Raw genomic sequence first — 701 nt, forward strand, 5'->3', positions numbered from 1 at the left:
TTGGTTGTGCGGTAGATTTTGTGTGTAGGCTTCTTCATTTGAAAATTATATCGCTGAAAAAGCTTTTACAGATAGGTTTGTGCAACAAAGCCATTCTGGGGTAGAAAAAATATAATGCCTTGCGGTTACAACAGAAGAATGGCCTAATATATATGCTATTTCTTCAGCTGAAGATCCTGCCATTGCTAGGCTATATCCAACATGATGCCTAAAATCAGAATAAGAGTACTTTTGTCTTATCATTTCACCTGCATGAATAGCATCTCTGTATTTTTCAGGAGCAAAATCAAATAACTGTGTATTAATAGCTTTTGAACAGAAACGAGCAGAATTTTCGCCTAGATCAAATAGCTTATCATTTGGATTTAACTTAAATCTTTTAATATAGGCGAAAATAATTTCAGCAATTTCTTCTGGTAATTTTACAGATATTTTTTCATGTACATATCTTGCTTGCTTTGCATAAGGGATTAGTATGCTATAGCGCTGGAAATTATCTATTTCACGAGTCGTATCTATTTTAAGGTTTTCTACCGATAATTTAGCTAATTGTACAGGTCTCAGTCCAGTTACATACACTAATCCTAGTATTGATGAGTATAGAAGTGGCAGAGTAAAACTTGAAGTGCGACATAAACCACCTAATTAATTTAAAGGGTTTATGGAGTATATAAAATTGTCATACCATCATCTTAACTTTG

1 pseudogene is annotated in these 701 nt (G+C 33.2%); it reads right to left on the reverse strand.

Annotated elements, in window-relative coordinates:
- Positions 1–93: 93 nt before the first annotated feature.
- A pseudogene (locus tag F927_RS01195) lies at positions 94–606 on the reverse strand (site-specific integrase); the annotation flags it as partial.
- Between the last annotated feature and the right edge of the window lie 95 nt (positions 607–701).

This window comes from Acinetobacter haemolyticus CIP 64.3 = MTCC 9819 (assembly GCF_000369065.1).
GTDB classification, from domain to species: Bacteria; Pseudomonadota; Gammaproteobacteria; order Pseudomonadales; family Moraxellaceae; genus Acinetobacter; species Acinetobacter haemolyticus.